The 18,025-nt window shown below is 37.5% G+C and carries 22 protein-coding genes; 3 read left to right on the top strand and 19 right to left on the bottom strand.

Features of this window, described 5'->3' with window-relative positions:
- Positions 1-2 precede the first annotated feature (2 nt).
- The 8 genes from VCHSUH03_RS08265 to VCHSUH03_RS08230 all read right to left on the bottom strand — a co-directional run bounded on the left by VCHSUH03_RS08265 (position 3) and on the right by VCHSUH03_RS08230 (position 7,015).
- On the bottom strand, positions 3-809 hold the full coding sequence (locus VCHSUH03_RS08265) for a 4Fe-4S binding protein (RefSeq protein WP_105094701.1): 807 nt from the start codon (positions 807-809) through the stop codon (positions 3-5).
- Positions 802-1,665 (bottom strand): substrate-binding domain-containing protein, encoded by an 864-nt coding sequence (locus VCHSUH03_RS08260; RefSeq protein WP_105094700.1) that lies wholly within the window; start codon positions 1,663-1,665, stop codon positions 802-804. The genes VCHSUH03_RS08265 and VCHSUH03_RS08260 overlap by 8 nt, the downstream gene beginning before the upstream one ends.
- A gap of 329 nt (positions 1,666-1,994) precedes the next feature.
- Positions 1,995-2,225: a 30S ribosomal protein S18 gene (gene rpsR, locus VCHSUH03_RS08255; RefSeq protein ID WP_004693795.1), complete on the bottom strand. Its 231-nt coding sequence runs from the start codon at positions 2,223-2,225 to the stop codon at positions 1,995-1,997.
- 39 nt (positions 2,226-2,264) lie between these two features.
- Positions 2,265-2,663, bottom strand: a complete 399-nt coding sequence (locus VCHSUH03_RS08250) for a single-stranded DNA-binding protein (protein WP_004693797.1) — start codon at positions 2,661-2,663, stop codon at positions 2,265-2,267.
- A gap of 19 nt (positions 2,664-2,682) precedes the next feature.
- Positions 2,683-2,967: a 30S ribosomal protein S6 gene (gene rpsF, locus VCHSUH03_RS08245; RefSeq protein WP_004693799.1), complete on the bottom strand. Its 285-nt coding sequence runs from the start codon at positions 2,965-2,967 to the stop codon at positions 2,683-2,685.
- Between the two features lie 142 nt (positions 2,968-3,109).
- Positions 3,110-4,294: a multidrug effflux MFS transporter gene (locus VCHSUH03_RS08240; protein WP_105094699.1), complete on the bottom strand. Its 1,185-nt coding sequence runs from the start codon at positions 4,292-4,294 to the stop codon at positions 3,110-3,112.
- Positions 4,295-4,760: 466 nt separating this feature from the next.
- On the bottom strand, positions 4,761-5,936 hold the full coding sequence (locus tag VCHSUH03_RS08235; protein ID WP_105094698.1) for an MBL fold metallo-hydrolase: 1,176 nt from the start codon (positions 5,934-5,936) through the stop codon (positions 4,761-4,763).
- 2 nt (positions 5,937-5,938) lie between these two features.
- A complete protein-coding gene (locus VCHSUH03_RS08230; protein ID WP_105094697.1) occupies positions 5,939-7,015 on the bottom strand; it encodes a hypothetical protein in 1,077 nt (358 codons plus the stop codon).
- Between the two features lie 339 nt (positions 7,016-7,354).
- Here VCHSUH03_RS08230 and VCHSUH03_RS08225 point away from each other — a divergent pair, with 339 nt between their 5' ends.
- On the top strand, positions 7,355-8,584 hold the full coding sequence (locus VCHSUH03_RS08225) for an LL-diaminopimelate aminotransferase (RefSeq protein WP_105094696.1): 1,230 nt from the start codon (positions 7,355-7,357) through the stop codon (positions 8,582-8,584).
- A gap of 253 nt (positions 8,585-8,837) precedes the next feature.
- Positions 8,838-9,812 carry a diaminopimelate dehydrogenase gene (locus VCHSUH03_RS08220; RefSeq protein WP_105094695.1) on the top strand — a complete coding sequence of 325 codons (975 nt, stop codon included), beginning with the start codon at positions 8,838-8,840 and terminating at the stop codon, positions 9,810-9,812.
- Positions 9,813-10,006: 194 nt separating this feature from the next.
- Here VCHSUH03_RS08220 and VCHSUH03_RS09675 read toward each other — a convergent pair whose 3' ends face one another.
- Positions 10,007-10,084: a putative holin-like toxin gene (locus VCHSUH03_RS09675; protein WP_227721402.1), complete on the bottom strand. Its 78-nt coding sequence runs from the start codon at positions 10,082-10,084 to the stop codon at positions 10,007-10,009.
- Positions 10,085-10,329: 245 nt separating this feature from the next.
- On the opposite strand from VCHSUH03_RS09675, the gene ychF reads away from it, so the two are divergent.
- Positions 10,330-11,436, top strand: coding sequence for a redox-regulated ATPase YchF (gene ychF, locus VCHSUH03_RS08215; RefSeq protein ID WP_008602886.1), 1,107 nt, complete (start codon positions 10,330-10,332; stop codon positions 11,434-11,436).
- A gap of 81 nt (positions 11,437-11,517) precedes the next feature.
- On the opposite strand, the gene VCHSUH03_RS08210 is transcribed toward ychF, so the two are convergent.
- The 10 genes from VCHSUH03_RS08210 to VCHSUH03_RS08165 all read right to left on the bottom strand — a co-directional run bounded on the left by VCHSUH03_RS08210 (position 11,518) and on the right by VCHSUH03_RS08165 (position 17,657).
- The gene (locus VCHSUH03_RS08210) at positions 11,518-12,630 is read right to left on the bottom strand and encodes an IS1249 family transposase (protein ID WP_105094542.1); all 1,113 of its coding nucleotides are present in this window, start codon (positions 12,628-12,630) and stop codon (positions 11,518-11,520) included.
- 224 nt (positions 12,631-12,854) lie between these two features.
- Entirely contained in the window at positions 12,855-13,097 is a 243-nt protein-coding gene (locus VCHSUH03_RS08205) for a CsbD family protein (RefSeq protein WP_105094694.1), read from the bottom strand.
- Positions 13,098-13,161: 64 nt separating this feature from the next.
- The gene (locus VCHSUH03_RS08200) at positions 13,162-13,401 is read right to left on the bottom strand and encodes a GlsB/YeaQ/YmgE family stress response membrane protein (protein ID WP_105094693.1); all 240 of its coding nucleotides are present in this window, start codon (positions 13,399-13,401) and stop codon (positions 13,162-13,164) included.
- Between the two features lie 153 nt (positions 13,402-13,554).
- A complete protein-coding gene (locus VCHSUH03_RS08195; RefSeq protein WP_105094692.1) occupies positions 13,555-14,265 on the bottom strand; it encodes an NAD(P)H-dependent oxidoreductase in 711 nt (236 codons plus the stop codon).
- Positions 14,266-14,304: 39 nt separating this feature from the next.
- Complete coding sequence (locus tag VCHSUH03_RS08190) at positions 14,305-14,631, bottom strand: winged helix-turn-helix transcriptional regulator (protein ID WP_105094691.1); 327 nt, start codon at positions 14,629-14,631, stop codon at positions 14,305-14,307.
- A 56-nt stretch (positions 14,632-14,687) separates the two neighbouring features.
- The gene (locus tag VCHSUH03_RS08185) at positions 14,688-15,215 is read right to left on the bottom strand and encodes an SRPBCC family protein (RefSeq protein ID WP_241567165.1); all 528 of its coding nucleotides are present in this window, start codon (positions 15,213-15,215) and stop codon (positions 14,688-14,690) included.
- A 133-nt stretch (positions 15,216-15,348) separates the two neighbouring features.
- A complete protein-coding gene (locus tag VCHSUH03_RS08180; protein WP_105094690.1) occupies positions 15,349-15,606 on the bottom strand; it encodes a putative Se/S carrier protein in 258 nt (85 codons plus the stop codon).
- Between the two features lie 41 nt (positions 15,607-15,647).
- The gene (gene yedF, locus VCHSUH03_RS08175) at positions 15,648-16,244 is read right to left on the bottom strand and encodes a sulfurtransferase-like selenium metabolism protein YedF (protein WP_105094689.1); all 597 of its coding nucleotides are present in this window, start codon (positions 16,242-16,244) and stop codon (positions 15,648-15,650) included.
- A 168-nt stretch (positions 16,245-16,412) separates the two neighbouring features.
- The gene (selD, locus tag VCHSUH03_RS08170; protein WP_105094688.1) at positions 16,413-17,444 is read right to left on the bottom strand and encodes a selenide, water dikinase SelD; all 1,032 of its coding nucleotides are present in this window, start codon (positions 17,442-17,444) and stop codon (positions 16,413-16,415) included.
- Between the two features lie 9 nt (positions 17,445-17,453).
- Positions 17,454-17,657, bottom strand: coding sequence for a DUF951 domain-containing protein (locus VCHSUH03_RS08165; RefSeq protein WP_105094687.1), 204 nt, complete (start codon positions 17,655-17,657; stop codon positions 17,454-17,456).
- Between the last annotated feature and the right edge of the window lie 368 nt (positions 17,658-18,025).

Below are 18,025 nucleotides of genomic sequence, written 5' to 3'. Positions count from 1 at the left end.
AATTAACCTTTCCGACCAAATCTAATAGCATCTTTATGGCATACATGCAAACAGTCACCACAGTTGGTGCAATTCATTTCATTTGGTCGTGTACCCATTTCACAAACACGTAGACACGCATCACAATCGTCACAATCACTAGTTTTATATACTTTAAAAATGGAAATTTTCCGTAATAATTCCATTACCCCACCAAATGGACATACAAAGCGACACCAAGCATTGGCGATGATAAGGGAACCAGCAATGATGGACACGACCGTTATAGTGCGAGCCGCCCAATACCATTCGGAGAACTGCATAGATAAAATGACTGCATTAAAATATTCATCGCTCGTCCGAATAGGAATCATAATACGGGGATTACCAAATTTGAAATACACAATAAGACCTAAAATTATAGTAGCTACCATGCCGAGTTGTAGGAATCGCATGTAATGTTTACGATTTCTTAAAGGCCCCATAGATATTTTTCCCAGCATTTGGTTAACCCACCCACTTGGGCAGAACCAACTACAGAATGCTCGACCAAAGAATACGACCATAATTGGCAGAATAATCCACCAAGCATAGAAATATGTCGTAATACGGCCCCAGCAGGTAATCATGGAGCAGCTTTCACAGTTTACAAACGGCACGATATAAGGGCATCGGAATATACCATAATATACCCATTTCCCCATAATAAAGAGGAATATAAACTGTACGATACGACGCCAAAGCGTTAAATTCTTAGGGGCTTGTTTCCCAGATACACCAGAACTACCTTGAGACCCACAGGATGTAGATGACGGACAATGACTACACATCTTTTACACCAAACCTTTCTATCAAATCGAGACCTCTCGCACTATGAACGGATGTAAATCCGTGATTTTCTAAAATTTGTTGTCCTTCTTGGGACCGTGTAAATTCAATATAATCGGCAGCTAGTGCACGATCTTGTACGTATTTCATTGTATTAATGGTGAAAGTAAGTGGTGCAGGCGGCACAAATTGTGCAGGAATGGGGAAGTACTCAATCCGATCCTTGAATCGATCATGTGTAGTAAGGCGCTTTTCAATAATAGATACATCTGCTTTACCTTCTACAAGGTCACACATCATGGAGATTACACAAGCATTTTCGGCTATCATGTTTTTCATAATACCATCGGTTAATCCTGAGAGCTTCATAATCCCTTTTACAGAGGCACTACCAGGAGGTGATGCACCTAATGGCAACATAACGCGCACACCAGGCTCTGCCATATCCTTCAAGTCCCGAATCCCTGCGGGATTCCCCTTAGGAGTAACGATGACGTAATCCGTAAAACATAATGGTTCAAAAGCGATGCTTACGCCCTTTTTGCGCATGTTCTTTGCCAGCTCTAAACCACGAGCACCAAAGACTTCGGTACGGCTCTTTTCAGCCAATAAGGATTTACCAATGGCCCCCGCAAAGGCACCGGTGTACTGAATATTGTGCCCTGTGTGCATCGTGTAGACTTGGTTTAAATCTAGAAATGCTTCCGATAATCCACCACAAGTCCATACTTGCAAGGAATCGGATTGTGTTGGCTTATAGGCACCGCGTATAAATGACGGTACAGCTGACGCAGCTGCTAACGCTAAAGCACCACCAATAAACTGGCGACGGGATATATCCTTTTTCAAAAATCCCATGTACTTACCACCTTTCACTGAACTTTACAGTATTAAGCATATACTCACATTATAGTATAAAAACCATAAGCTTTTCTGATTATATGCATTAGTTTTATTAATTCGGCTATATAGATTAATCATATAGGCTCCGTTTTTAAAGGTATAATTATAAATTTTCATCATATATTTTTATATCTATTATATTGAATATTTATTAAATTTAGTAAATATGATAATCCCTGAGAATCAAAGGAATATAAAAGAGACTATGCGTTTAAAGCATAGTCTCTATTCATAAAAGCAAAAAGGCGATACAACCAAATGGTTGTACCGCCTTGATTCATCAATTATTCAGCAGTGAATGGCAATAAAGCGATTGCACGTGCACGTTTGATAGATGTAGTCAATTTGCGTTGATGTTTTGCGCAAGTACCGGAAATACGACGAGGTAAGATTTTGCCGCGTTCAGTCGTAAAACGACGAAGTTTAGCAACGTCTTTATAGTCGATTTGATCGATATGGTCTGCACAGAAAACGCATACTTTTCTTCTTGGCTTTCTGCCTCTATCTCTTCTCATTGCGAATCCTCCTTTTCGAATTAGTAGGAGTCCCTGACACTAGAACGGGATGTTTTCGTCATCGCCGCCTGTACTGAAACTATCAAAATTGGACCCACCTTCGAAAGAATTAGTATTCATATCAAGGGATTGGCCCACAAAGTTCGCTACTACTTCAGTAACGTACCGTTTTTGACCGTCCTGAGTCTCGTAAGAACGAGTTTGCAAACGACCTTCTACAAAGCAACGACTGCCTTTACGAAGATTGCCTGCCGCTTCACCAAGTTTACCCCAAGCAACGCAGTTGATGAAAGCAGTTTGTTCTTTCGTCTCATTTGTTGTGGAATCAATATAGGTGTTTGTAGCAGCTACTGTGAAAGTTGCTACTGCACGACCAGTTTTGGTATAGCGTACTTCAGGATCACGAGCTAAATTACCTAGAATTTGTACAGAGTTCATGTTTTCCTCCAGGCTTTAATTATGCTTCGTGTTTAACAATTAGATGTCTTAGGACTTCATCGTTGATTTTCAATACACGATCGATTTCTTTGATTTCAGCAGGTGCTGCTTCAAAGTTGATCAATACATAGAAACCGTCAGTGAATTTCTTCACAGCGTAAGCAAGACGACGCTTGCCCCAACGATCTACCTTTTCTACTGTGCCGCCTACACGAGCAATTAAAGCTTCTACTTTTTCAATAACAGCGTTAGTTGCTTCCTCTTCAGCTGGTTTCACAATAAACATGACTTCGTATTTGTTCATACAAAATCACCTCCTCTTTCGGACTAATGCCCCTATCGACACATAGGGGTAGGAAGTGCTTACCATCAATAAGCCTTACTATTATAACCTAAAAAAAGAATGAAAGCAAGAGTTCAATTTTAAACCCTTGCTTTCACTAATATTATATACGATTATATTTTTCATCCTCAGGAAAAGCGATAATGGCGCAAATAATAACAAATAATGTAATAACCCCCATCATAGGATCTGCCGTATCGTTTGGTAAGAAGGTAAGCATCAACGATGATACAATACCACTACCATATTGCATAGCCCCTAATAATGCTGCCCCAGAGCCAGCCATTCTACCTGCTCTATCTAAAGCTAATGCATTCGTTACAGCCGCAATGATGCCGTTCATAGAGAAGAATAAAAAACAACCAATAACGATTAACCACAGCGAATGGTAGCCTAAGACAATCAGGCCCATTACAACGGATACACAAATAGCAGCAAATAAGGTGGCAAATCTCAATAATCTATCGAGACGTATAGCACTTACAATGCGTCGATTGATGGCGCTTAATAACATGACGCCAATAATATTAACAGAAAAGAGATAACCAAAGTACTCTTTTGGTACCTCATAGACATCAATATATACATAAGGCGAACCTGTTAAAAATGCATAGATAGCAATATAAAAGGAACTGACACATAGCGTATACTTCATAAAGCCTTTATTGCGCAATAAAATCCAATAATTATTATAGGTATGAGCTATAGACTTTTTACTACGTTTCTCTACAGGATGTGTTTCAGGAATGACTAATACGGCAACAAGCATTAAAATACCGATGGCAACAAGCAACCAAAATATGGAATGCCATGTATACCATACGAGTAAATGCCCTGCTAACATCGGCCCTGCTATAGGAGCTATGGCCATAACAATGGCTAATGTAGATAACATTTTTGCAGCCTCAGTCCGACCATATAAGTCACGAATCATAGCCCGTGATAACATAGGCCCTACGCAGGCACCAAAGGCTTGAAATACACGCCAAGCTAGTAATTCCAGCATAGACGAACTTAGAGCACAGCCCACAGAGCCTATAATAAATAAGCCTATCCCTATAACCAAAGGCTTCTTACGACCAATTTTATCGCTAACGGCGCCCCAAAACAGCTGTGCCAACGCAAAACCAATTAAGAAGCCCGTCAACGTAAGCTCTGCATCACCATGGAGATCACGCCCCATCTCTGGCATGGCAGGCAAATAAATATCCGTCGACAACGACGTAAACGCCATCAAAGCACTTAATATAGAAGTAAAAAGCCATCCTTTATTGCTAATCGTCAGCATAAAGACACCACTTTCATATAAAATCGCACGATAATATGTATTTATTTAGATTATATCAAAAACAAAGTTAATCCTATATAGTTTTGATATTTTTCAATAAAAAAGCGTAGTAAAACACTACGCAAAAATTGGTATATAACAAAATGTCAATTCTATTTTTCCTAAAATTACATTGATATACTAATGCTAAGAGTCATCACGTGAGTTAGGCTCATCACCGAAAGGTGGTGATACTATGAGCAAATTCGAAAAGTACTACTTAATTCTTTTTGTAATTTCCATAGCAATATCACTCTTTGCACTATTCAAATAGTATAAAGACAAAAGCCTAACGCAACAGAGTATTCAAAATACTCGCACGCTAGGCAATCATAAGAAAACATTTATAAGATGAGCCTAACGCAACCACACGTTGATGGCTCTCTTTTTATTTATTATACATCAAATGCGAAATTTCTTAAAGGAATTATATGATAAATGGCTCATTATCATTAACGATATACACATTTCTATTAGGTACTAATGCCTCTAATCTCTCAGGATTATCAGTGTGAACCGGAATAATAACGTCAGGATTAACTAATTCTATAAACTTAATCAAATTATCTTTAGACACATGACCACTGGCATGACATATATAAGATGGATAGATATTTAGTAGATTTCTTAACGGAAGATTTTCCTCAATATATCCTGTCCACATTGAATATATAATACGTACATCATCTTTAGGGAACTCTTTAATTTTAGAAATAAAATTTTCTGTCCCTCTTACTAAGGATACAAATCCATGTTCCATATAGTATTTAGGATACTTGCCTTTATCAAGAACTAGCGGACTATCATGTCTACGATACAAAGAACTTTCATAATATACATTGTTAATCACAGTATCTAATATTCTTTTCTGATAAGCATCACAAATGAGTACTTTATCAGTTGGCATATTCTGCCAAATCCCCATAATACGGTCAATATTCGTAGAGGAACACATAACAAAAACATATTTCCCATCTTGAATATATGAAGAAATATCGTCTAACACTGTGGCTTCAGATATATAATCACCTGCGTCTCTAGACAATGAGGTGCCCTCTGTAATTAATACATCAACCTCACCTATATAGGTATTAACTAATTTGTCTAATACGTGATGGCGCAACCCATGCATCCGGAAATCACCTGTATATAAGACACGTTTACCTTCTGCTTCAATGACAAACATATAACTATCCGCAGCACTATGATCGATAACTAAAGGTCTGATACGTATATCACCAATAGAAAAGACATCTCCGCCCCGAAATGTATTAGCACCTAATAAGCGCAAGTATAAACCTCTATCTTGATACTCAGCACCTATTAGCGCGATTTCCTTACTTAATTCACCCATATATAATGGAATTTCTGATAGTGCAGAGGTTAGTTGGCCTAAATGATCCATATGATAATGAGAAATCACAATACCGTCACAATCCGGCATTCCTTTTGTAACACCGTCTATATCCAGATTTATAGGTGTGTACTTTTCATCTAAACTTAATTCATTACCAAAATCTAACATAATGTGAGTAGATGCTGTACTAATTTCTATGGCACTACCACCAATCTGATGAGTGCCACGATGGATAATTATATTCATACTTAACCTTTGCTAGGAATAGTTAGCAATGTTTCTGCTCGATATAATCGATCAAATTTTCTAGACCAACCTTTTATATTTGTTGGATAAGAAGATTTACTATCTGTATCAGCACGTAATACAACAAATCGAATTTGTTTCAACTTAGGCTCTTGTTCTAAGATTCTGTCACACAAAGTTCGTAAAGAATTACGTTTATCGGAATTAAGTAAATCTTGACACTCTTTATGCTGCTGGCTTTCAACTGTTTTAGACGGATAATTTGCTTTCTTTGTTTTATCTGCTTTATCTTTATTCGGCAAATCTATCCGTAGCATTAAATTTAAGTTTTCTCCGCCATCGTCTTTAGCCCGAGACTTCTCATCAAATAAAATTACTAATTCAGCGTTCTTAGTATGTTTATAATCCTTTAATGCTCTCAATTCAGTTATACCGTTATGATCTTGAGCAGATTCTATCTGATTCAAATCAAATAATTTGTAATATGTATACGCCTCTAAAACACATCGCAGTAAAGTTTCATCGCTCCCAGATGGACGATATTTCAATTCAATTATTGAATAACATTTATCTTTGGAGTTATAACCTAAAAGATCTATTTTGCCATACGAATCACTTAAACTTGCTTTCAGCGGTGTTTGATAATCAAAAATATAACCTAAATCCTTAACGTCACGTTGATAGAATAATAGTTTTGCTAAGATTTCTTCTTTTCGATTACTGCTCTGCAACTTATTTATATCCACACTTTCAGAATGATTATGACCTGTATCAAAATGTTTAGGTCTTAAAGGTTCTAATTCGAGCCATGTTTTAATGTAACCTTTTGATACAAGTGTATCTGCAATAACTTCGCTATATCGAGTATTATTGACTTTTGATTTACCTGTTACATGCCCTTTGTAGTTAATAATAGGTGCTTTATAAAAGTTTGCCGCAAATTTTTGCACCTCTGTAAGCTTTACGTTCTTGTCTTTAGAGCCTTGTTTAACACTAAATATTGTTTCAAAGTCTTTTAATTTATCGCTCCTACTAATTTCTTTGCAAATATTGTTATAAAACTGCTTACAATCAGACATCTCTATTCTCCCTTATCAATAATTTCCCCAATATTAAGAATAACTAGCTTATATGTGATATCCGTTAGATTTATACTATAAATTAATTATATCAGCAAGAATTTTATGAGTAAATGATGAAACGCCCACCTCAAATCAATAATAACTAAAGTTAATGTAAATTTATTATGCTTTTACTATACTATTCACTACGAGTAATAAATTCCCCATATTATAATCTTTTATATTAAAAGTACTTATACTGTTTAGATTAAAGAAAAATTCTATAGAAAATCCTTGCGTCATTATTCTATATAATTTACTATATATAGAGAAATCTGATTATAAAAAGGAGTCATCATGGCTAATATTAATGAAAACTATTTAAACCTACAAGGTTCTTATTTATTTGCTAATATCGCTAAAAAGGTTGCAGATTACCAAGCAGCGCATCCAGATGCAGACATCATTCGTCTTGGTATTGGCGATGTTACATTGCCGCTTGTTCCTGCAATTATTGATGCTATGAGCAAGGCTGTCCAAGAAATGGGCAAAGCTGAAACATTCCGCGGTTACGGTCCTGAACAAGGTTATGACTTCTTACGTCAAGCTATTGTTGATGGCGACTACAAACCATTAGGTGTAGACATTGCGATTGACGAAGTATTCGTTTCCGATGGTGCAAAATCTGATGTTGGTAACATCCAAGAATTATTCAGCGAAGATAACATCATCGCTATTACTGATCCAGTGTACCCAGTATACTTAGACTCTAACGTTATGGGCGGTCGTACTGGCGAAGCAGTAGATGGTATCTTCCAAAAGGTTGTATACCTCCCTACTTACGCAGAAAACAACTTCTCTCCAGAATTCCCTTCTGAACGTGTAGATATCGTATATCTTTGCTCCCCTAACAATCCAACTGGTACTGTTTTGAGCCGTGCTCGTTTAGCAGAATGGATCAAATGGTGTAAAGATAATGATGCAATTTTGATGTTCGACTCTGCTTATGAAGCTTTCATCAGCACAGAAGACACTGTAAAATCCATCTACGAAATCGAAGGCGCTCGTGAAGTAGCTATCGAGTTCCGTTCCTTCTCCAAAACTGCAGGTTTCACTGGTACTCGTTGTGCTTACGCAGTTGTACCTAAAGAAGTGACTGGTAAAACTAAATCCGGCGAACGCCAAGCACTAAACCCTATGTGGAACCGTCGCCAATGCACTAAATTCAATGGTGTTCCTTACATCATCCAACGCAGTGCTGAAGCAGTATACACAAAAGAAGGCCGCGAACAAACTCGCGCTAACATTGCATACTACAAAGAAAACGCTCGTATTATCAAAGAAGGTCTTGAATCTATCGGCCTTACTGTATACGGCGGCGTTGACGCTCCATACATTTGGCTAAAAACTCCTGGTAATATGACTAGCTGGGAATTATTCGACATCTTGCTCGAACAAGTTCAAATCGTATCTACACCAGGCTCTGGCTTTGGTCCTCACGGCGAAGGCTACCTTCGTTTAACAGCTTTCGGTAGCCGTGAAAATACAATTCGCGCCGTTGAAAGAATTAAAACATTAAAATTCTAATAGGATAATTAGCATACAGCTTATCCCCTATAGAATCTAAAAAGACAACGAGACCGATTGTACACCTATATTAGGAGTATAATCGGTCCTTTTTATGTTAGTTAAACGTTATGATCTATCTCAGCATCAATATGATAGATAGTATTATATATTTAATTTTATTTGATTCTATAGAAAAATATTAATAACTATCATTTTATGCTATAATGATTATGTTAATTATTAAATTTCTCGATTTATATAGGAGGCTAATATGAGCAAAATTCGTATTGGTATCGTTGGCTACGGCAACTTAGGTCGTGGCGTTGAAGCATCCGTAAAATTACAACCTGATATGGAGCTTGTTGGTGTATTCTCTCGCCGTAAAGGTTTAGAAACAGTGTCTGGTGTTCCTACATATACTATGGAAGATCTACCAAACTTCAAAGGTAAAATCGATGTTATGGTTCTTTGCGGTGGTTCTGCAACAGACCTTATCGAACAAACTCCAATGGTAACAAAATACTTCAACTGTATCGATTCCTTCGATACACATGCACGTATCCCTGAGCATTTCGCAAACGTAGACAAAGTAGCTAAAGAAGCTAAAACTGCTACATTGATTTCTTGCGGTTGGGACCCAGGCATGTTCTCTTTACAACGTGTATATGCTGAAAGCATCTTGCCTCAAGGCAAATCTTACACATTCTGGGGCCGTGGTGTTTCCCAAGGTCACTCCGATGCTATCCGCCGTATCGATGGCGTTCTTGATGCTCGTCAATACACTGTTCCTAAAGAACAATACCTTGAAGCAATCCGTAATGGTGAAACTCCAGACGTTGATGGCTATAAAGGTCACCTTCGTGAGTGCTATGTAGTAGCTGCACCTAATGCTGACAAAGCTAAAATTGAAAATGAAATCAAAACTATGGAAAACTACTTCGTAGGTTATGAAACTGTAGTAAACTTCATTTCTCAAGAAGAACTTGATCGCGACCATAAAGGTATTCCACATGGTGGCTTCGTTCTTCGCTCTGGTGAAAGCACTGACGGCACACGTCATGTTGTTGAGTATTCCTTAAAACTTGACTCCAACCCTGAATTCACTGGCTCTGCACTTGTTGCTTATGCACGTGGTATCTACCGCCTTGCTAAACACGGCGGCACAGGTTGCTACACAGTATTCGACATTCCACCAGCTTGGATTTCTACTCATTCTGCTGAAGAATTACGAGCTCACTCTCTATAAGACACAAAATAAAATCCCACACTAGTGTGTGGGATTTTATCTACTTCTATGGTATACTACTTAGAAGAAGTGAGGCGTAGATGTTTTCCGGCGTCAGCTCTCACATCTCTTACTAGTTTGAAAATTTGGCCTGACGACAAAAGGGTCCTTTTCAAAGCCCTGCTACATAAAAGCTAACCTGAGTTAGAAGTCAATTATCTTGCTGCTATGATAATGGTAGCAACTAACATACCAAAAGCTATCATTAAAGATAAAACTTCGTAGGTCTTCATGCTATCACCGCCAATCCTCGAGAAATTGGCAAGACCTGACACATCTAGAGGCCTCGACATCAATATATAATTTGTCGATTTCTATGTAAAGGGATTTAGTGACACTACTAGTCACCAATGTGACTAATGGTGTCACTTTTTTAGTACAAATTTATAGCATCTATATGATATAATATTTATTTGATAGAGTTTCTACGGAAGCTTTCACAAAGAACGAAATCAATTAGTTAATAAAAGGTGGTACCATGAGCACAAATTTAGAAGTAGGCATCGTAGGCCTTCCAAATGTTGGTAAAAGTACATTATTCAACGCCATTACTAAAGCGGGCGCTGAAGCTGCCAACTATCCATTCTGTACAATTGAGCCAAACGTAGGTGTCGTTGATGTTCCAGATAATCGTTTAGCTGTATTGGCTGAAATGTTTGGTTCTAAACGCATCCTTCCTGCTGCTATGCGCTTCGTAGATATTGCAGGCCTTGTAGAAGGTGCGTCCAAAGGCGAAGGTTTAGGTAATAAATTCCTTAGCCATATCCGCCAAGTAGACGCTATTGCTCAAGTCATTCGTTGTTTCGATGACCCTAACATCACTCACGTTTCTGGCTCTATCGATCCAATTCGTGATATTGAAATCATCAACACTGAGCTCTGCCTTGCAGACCTTGAATCCGTGGAAAAACGTAAACAACGTATTGAAAAAATCGCTAAATCTGGTGACAAAGATGCGCGTGCTGAGTTACCATTACTAGAACGCATCATCGAAGGTCTAGGTGAAGCAAAACCAGTTCGTGCACAAGGTCTCGAAGAAGAAGAATTAGAAATGATCAAAGAGTTGACATTGCTTACAGCAAAACCATCTCTTTATGTAGCTAACATTTCTGAAGATGAAGTATCTGATTACTCTTCCAATGAATATGTAAAACGTGTTGAGGAATATGCGAAAAACGAAGGCGCTGGCATCGTTGTTGTTTCTGCTCGCATCGAATCTGAAATTGCTGAATTATCTGAAGAAGAATCTGCTGCATTCCTTGAAGATCTTGGCCTTGAAGAATCTGGCTTAACTAAACTTATCAAAGCAAGTTATGCACTTTTAGGTCTTATCAACTACTTTACAGCAGGCGAAATGGAAGCTCGTGCATGGACAATTGTAAATGGTACCAAAGCTCCACAAGCAGCGGGTAAAATCCACTCCGATATCGAAAAAGGCTTTATCCGTGCTGAAATCGTATCCTTCGATGACTTACAAGCTTGCGGTAGCCAAAATGCGGCTAAAGAAAAAGGACTTGTACGCCTTGAAGGTAAAGACTACGTTATGAAAGACGGCGATGTAACTCACTTCCGCTTCAACGTATAATTAAATTTATAACAATAAAAAACCAGTAAATCGGTCGATTTACTGGTTTTTTTAGGGTTATAGGACAAAAAGTGTGTGTGACTAATCCCAATAAGTTGGAAAATCTGTAGACATATGTAGCTCATTCCAAACAGGAGCATCACCCCATTGAGGGATTGAACGATCTATTTGGCAATAATCAGATAACCGTTTGTAGATAGCAGCAATCGATTCATCTGTAGGCATACAATTTAATATATCTGAAATAGAAAGCGGTCTTGGTGAGTGCATATAGCACCACCAATAGACCGCTTTTAGTCTTCTTTCAAGTGAAAGGCCCCTATGAGCCCGTAACATACTTCTTAGTTGAGCATTTACTCCACCTTCAATACGATTATTTGTTGTAGGTACTGTAATATCAATGCATTCCAAAAATGTAAATAAAGTTTGTTGCCTAATCAGGCGCCATAATGATGATTCAGCTTTAAGCAAACGCTCATGTGTAGAGCGTTTGTTTCCAAATTCATCAATCGTCATTTCTCGTAAAAAATCAGAATATGTCATGCGCCACGCTGAAAGCTCATTAATCCATATAAAGGCTTGATCCATTGTTTTCACATTAAATAAAGCTTTGGCAAGACTATAAAGGTCCTTCCCAGCTAACGTTTTAGGTCTACTTGTCGTATATCGTCTAACCTGACAAAAAATATGAAATAGGCATCTTTGGTGGCTACTATGAGGCCAAACTTTTCGTAATGCTTTAGGTAAACCATTAGCACCATCAGACACAACGACTTTAGGTTCAACAATCCGTTCCATTAAGCACTGCCAAGCTCTAGCATGCTCATAACGGCAGACATACCAGCCTAGAACATGAGTATCATTGCAACAAATCAACACACATAAATTCCTAGATAAGTAAATTCCATCAAGATATACCACATCATGTACTTCTTCCACTATTGGTGGCAATGGCCATATGGACCAAAATTTAGCGGTTTTACGCCTAAATGTACGACCTTTACCAGGCATATCAGCTTGAATATCGGTACTGAATAACCAATTCAAGAATAGGTTTAACTCTCTACTTAAATTATTAATTTTAACGGTAAATGCCCCCTTACAATGTTTGCAAAACCAACGCTGAGAACCAGATTTTAAAATACCATGTTTAATACATTTTTCATTACAATCAGGACATTTTATTTGTCGCATAAACTCTTCCTCCATATTTGTTTATATATAGGAAGATATAACCTCATTTTAGTTAGCAATTACAAGGGTTAATTGATGTTTTCACCCACACTTTTTGTCCACCCTCAAACTTCTCCAGAAAAAGATTAAACCCTTATAACACTAGTAAATATCTAGTGTTATAAGGGTTTTTACACACACTTTTTGTCCTATAAGCCTTTTTTTATGCTACATAATAGCTTTATTTACTTTTCTTTGTCATCATCGCTTAATGCATTTTTAAGGCCACTAACCGCACCTTCTACAGCATCTTTAGCATCATCTGCAGCTTTTTTGATATCTTCAGCTACAGTGTTAGCAACATCTTTTACTTTTGCCACTGTATTTTCAATAGTCCCTTCTGCTTCTAATTGTTTATCACCAGTTAATTTACCAGCATTCTCTTTCAATGCACCTTTAGCTTGGTTCAATTTATCTTCTAATGCCATAATAGTGACTCCTTTCATGTAAATCACGTTTAACTATATTAAAACTACTTTTAAAAGTTGATTACTATCCCCTTTTTCCGAAGAAAAATGAGACTACAGCAACAACAATTACTGCACCTAATACAGATGGAATTAAGGACATCCCTGCTAAGCTAGGACCCCATGTACCAAATAGGGACTGACCTATGGACGAGCCAATTAAACCAGCTACAACTTTAGCAATAACGCCCATTGCACCGCCTTTGTTAGTGATGGCACCCGCTAGGAACCCGATAAAACCACCAACAATAATTGACCATAACATACAATCACTCCTTCCTATTTAATCAGACTATTCATAAATTCTATCCAATAACACAGTATTTATAAATATCCTAGAATTCTTATATATTTATAATATAGCATACAATTTTAAAGATTAAATGAAGAATTTCGATTTAGTTCTATATATAACGATCTATTCAACTACTGTTACAATTTCATCTAAAGTACGACGTGTTTTGTTACGATGTGGTTCTTCATCTCGGTAGCCGAAAGCTGCCATTACAGCAATACCAAAGTGTTTAGTATCGAAAAGGCCAAGTTCATCACCTAAGAGTGCTGTCATGTCATCTTGATTGAAGCCTTCTAATGGACAGGAATCTAAGCCTTCATAAGCGGCCATTGTCATCATGTTTGCCATAACGATATATGCTTGTTTTGAAGCCCAGTCAAAGGCAGCACGTTCAGATTCAAAAGTTTTATAGTCACTTGTAGTAAATTGAGCATATTTTTCGCGATATGCTGCATCTATTTCTGCAGGTAATTGCTTAACTGTTTCTTGAATGTAACGTACATAAGGGGAGTCAAACTCTAAGTCCTCTTTTTTACGTGCTAAGAATACCACCAAATGACTTGCTTCAAGGCCTGCATGAATGCCCCAACCATGAGCTTTCATTTTTTCTCGAATTTCTGGATTTTGGATAACTAGCAATTCAAAAGGCTCAAATCCAAGGGATGTAGGTGCCAAGCGAGCTGCTGCTAGAATAGCATTCCAATCTTCTTCAGAAATCTTCTTCGTACTATCAAACTTTTTACATGCATAACGATATGTCATAGCATATTCTAAATCTTTACGATCCAATTTAGGGGCTGTTAATTTTACATTTTCTATTTCGTACTTGCTCATATACACCTCCATAATGATATTAATTCTATCAGTATATACTTATTTTATCATATCACCTTTATAGGTTTTACCCCAATCACACATGGCCATGATAATAGGACGCAACGTTTCTCCAAATTCGGTAATACTATATTCCGTCTTTGGTGGCACCACAGGGTAAATCTCTTTGTGAATGATCCCCTCCGCCTCTAAATCCTTCAGTTGTTGTGAAAGCATTTTAATCGTTGCTTGAGGAATGAACTTTTGAATTTCATTAAATCGCAATATGCCTTCTGTCATTAAGTGATATAGAATAATAGATTTATACTTACCACCTACTACACTGAGGGATGCCTCTACAGGACAATTAAATAGTTTTTCTTCCATAGAAACCTCCTCTTTTAATAGTATCATGAGCGTTGATAAGTAACAAATAATTTCTATTATTTCTTAAAGCTTTTTGCGACACTGACCAAACCATCTAGCCATTCTTGATGTCCGTTAATCATAGGATTTGGTTTTGCTGTATGCAATGTTTTTGCTGGTTCCCCCACTTGTGTTTCTTGTGTCAAAATACGAACCACACCATAGTCTAGTTCCTCTACAAGCCATGCGTGAATTACATCTAACCGTTCAGCTGTACCAACTTCACCAGCCCAACCATGCCAGGAAATACGGCCCGGTTGATTTTCTCTAGGCGCTACATATTCTACAACCTCAGCATCTACAGGGAAGCCAAAGGTTTTAAAGAAGAAACGTGTATTAGATGTAAGATGGGTATCTTCTTGATTAAGCATTTTAATATCACTAGAATTACTGTAATATGAAGACCATGTAGCTACATTTGTTAAGTACTCCCACACAGCCTCTACAGTAATACCTTTTACAATAACCTCATTAGATGCGTAGTTATCAGTTAAACCTGGTAGATATTCTTTTGGCCAGTTAATCGCATTCATTGTTGTATTCATAAATAACTCCTTTTATATTCTTAATTTCAGTAGTTTCTTCAGCTGATAATGTCAGTATAAGCCTTACGATATCTTCCGACAAGAACGCACAAAAAAGTCACATAGTTACTTTTTTGTAACTATGTGACTTTTTTTAATTTTTATATGGTACAGCTAGCTCACCTTTTTCATACCAAAAGAGGCCAGATGTACTAATCTTATGTTCTTTCAAAATAGTCTGAACCTGCTCTACAATACTTGGATCTATTTGCACAGATAAACCACACATATCGTAAAGCTCAGGAGGTGTAGCCATCAATTGATGAGGCACCTCTAATTCTGTTAATACCTTGTCTGCTTTATCGCCAAAATAATAGGACGTAAAGACAACTAGTAATTTTTTATTTTCCAACGCCTCACCTCCTACTTATACCTCAAAATAAAGCGCTAACATTATAACTTAACAATATTATCTCCAAGGATAGCATCAGTAATAGAATACATATTCGTAATACTACCTACGCCAACATTTTCTTTTACCCCATAGAAATCAAGACAAATGCCACATGCTGCAATTTCAACACCTGCATCAGCTAATTTTTTAATATTTTCTAAATGAACCGAATCATTTGTTACCATCTTCACACTGCTGTTGATGAAATAGATCTTAGATGGCTTCACATCTGCTTCAACCATGCACACCCAGAACGTTTTCATTAGGTTACGGCCTAACTCTTCACTACCTTCACCAAGATAGTCCTTTGTCATCAAGATAACACGGTTGCCATAGCTCATTGGTTCACAAATTTCTGCTACTGGATTTGCATTAGGGGTCATAGTGAGGTAAAAATCCTTACCATCTTGTCGGATATCCACCCCATAACCACGAGACTTACCGAATTTTTCTACATTATCGCGACTAACCTCATTATCTACGATAGTAATAATAACATCACTCGGATTCGCATCACTTACCTTCTTAGTTTCAATAACAGGCTTTGGACACAAGCTACCACGTACATCTACAGTTAATTCCTTTGTATTGCTCATCATGCACCTCTATATTATATACATTATATGTTTTATAAAAGTATCAGCTATCAGCTATCAGCTATCAGCTATCAGCTATCAGCTATCAGCTATCAGCTATCAGCTATCAGCTATCAGCTAATGATATTTAATTTAACACCTTAAGGCTATATTATATTCTTCCTAATATCAGCTTGTTACGCGTACAGCCAATCCAGAGAAGCTTTCAACAGTACCTACTATAGTCGCACAGTCTATACCAGCCTTATGTAACGCCTCTACCAGTTGCTCACCTTCATTAGCAGGAACAGAGAACAGCAAACCACCCGAGGTTTGTGGATCAAAGAGAATGTCCGTCCATACAGGATCTAAAGATTCATCTACTTGTACGTCAGTTATAGCCTTGCGGTTACCATAAGACGCAGCTGGTACTAACCCCATTTGAGCCGCTTCGATGACATCATCAAAGAGAGGAATGTCGTAAGCCTTAATGTGTATTGTCACATCAGAGGCACTAGCCATTTCTACAGAGTGCCCCATAAGGCTAAAACCAGTCACATCAGTACAAGCATGCACAGTAAAGTTGTGAGCTACCTCTGCACCGACTCTATTTAAAGTACTCATACTAGTGATAGCTTGCTCTGTACCTACAGGGAATAAATCTGCTTTCAACGCATTGTTCATGATACCTGTTCCAATACGTTTTGTTAGTACCAACACATCCCCTACTTGGGCCCCTTTGTTTTTCCAAATACAATTGGGATTCACTTGCCCAGTCACAGACATACCAAAGATAGGTTCTTTATTTTCTATGCTATGGCCACCTACGATAGCCGCACCAGATTCGGCTACCATTGAGCCTGCACCGTTTAACACGTCTGTTAAGATTCCTTGCTCAACAAGAGGTACTGGGAAGCCTACGATGTTCATGGCAGTCAATGGAGTTCCACCCATAGCATACACATCGCTTAATGCATTCGCAGCGGCAATTTTACCAAACAAAACAGGATCATTAACCATAGGTGTAAAAAAGTCTAATGTTTGAACCAATGCTAATGTATCAGAAATTTTATATACACCTGCATCATCAGAACCGGTCATATCGGCTAAGACTTGATCATTTGTAACAGGTGTCACTGCTTTCAAAACACGATTTAATATATGAGGACCAATCTTACACGCACAGCCCCCATTTGTCACATAGTCGGTAAGTCGTACCATAGGACCTCCTTACTCATTCTCTGGCAATCGAGAAACGATTTTCTTCACAGCCTTTTCAAATTTAGGGCGCGGCATCAGCAGTTGATGACCACAGCCGCTACATACGATGAGAAAATCCGTGCCAATTCGCTTCACTTCCCACTCGTCACTACCGCAAGGATGTGATTTTTTCATTTTCACCACATCGCCTACATAATATCTAACAAATGCCATAGCGCCTCCTTTTTCAACGTTCAGTATTAATATACTTATTATACAAAAAATACAAAGTTCTATAAACATATCATAATTCTATAGTTTATATAGTAGTTTATATAGTAGTTTTTGTAGTTATTTTACGGGTAGTTATTAGTACATTTAACGAAAAGATTATTAATTACTAATCAATAATGATTTTTCATTTAGTTATCATTCTCAATATCAAAATCAGATTATTTTATAAATCCTATACTATCCTGTCTTTAAAAAACCGCATTTTCACTGCATTGATAATATTTATCATTTAGAAAATTTTCGAAATAAATTTTACAAAAACACTTGCATTTCTCATTTAGTATGTTACAATATAGTCAACAATGATT

Source organism: Veillonella infantium (assembly GCF_002959895.1).
Taxonomy (GTDB): Bacteria; Bacillota; Negativicutes; order Veillonellales; family Veillonellaceae; genus Veillonella; species Veillonella infantium.
This window is presented reverse-complemented; position numbering and strand designations above follow the sequence as displayed.